The sequence below is a fragment of the Subsaximicrobium wynnwilliamsii genome (assembly GCF_007997225.1).
In the GTDB taxonomy this organism is placed as follows: domain Bacteria; phylum Bacteroidota; class Bacteroidia; order Flavobacteriales; family Flavobacteriaceae; genus Psychroserpens; species Psychroserpens wynnwilliamsii.
In genome coordinates this window covers 1-607 of the sequence record NZ_VORM01000122.1, presented here as the reverse complement: position 1 = coordinate 607, position 607 = coordinate 1, and the positions used below count along the sequence as shown (strand labels likewise).

Below are 607 nucleotides of genomic sequence, written 5' to 3'. Positions count from 1 at the left end.
AAGTCGCCAAATCTTTTGATTTGGCTTTTAGATGAATAATATAAAACAAAATGCAAAAGATTTGGCTTGTGGATAATCCGAATAATTATTGCTTATTTACAGCCCTACTTCTTTTATACTAAACGTTACCACCAATTTGAATGAAACGCAATTTTAAATACATATTGATAATTCTAACATTTGGACTCTTCCAAAATCTACTTGCGCAGGAAAATAAAGTAGGAAAAGTAAAAGTCGTGAAATACAGAGATACATCCGATAGGTTTACTGAATCGACAACTGACTCTACTCTCGCATATTTAAATAAAAGAGAACACGATATTTTAATCACAAATAAAAAAGATACTACACGACTGAAAACTAACTCTCTCGGAATTTTTGAAATCCCAAAAAAGTATTTTAATTATTGTAGCATAAATGTAAATCCTAAAACAAAAGACTTACGAGAAGAATTTTTGTTTATGGAGGGACTTGGGAAAAAAGACAGTCTCGAATTTGAAGTTTATGATTACCATTTCTCAAATAAAATTGATTCGACAAAAGCACCTGAATTTTACAATAAATTCAATACTCAAAGAGCTGAACAAGATTTTTTAGCTGGAAAAAA

General features: G+C 29.7%; 1 protein-coding gene. It reads left to right on the top strand.

Translation table 11 applies throughout. From position 1 onward, the window contains the following. Nucleotides 1–140 precede the first annotated feature (140 nt). The coding region (locus ESY88_RS20755) for a hypothetical protein (protein ID WP_147088614.1) at nt 141–607 on the top strand (467 nt) is incomplete at its 3' end.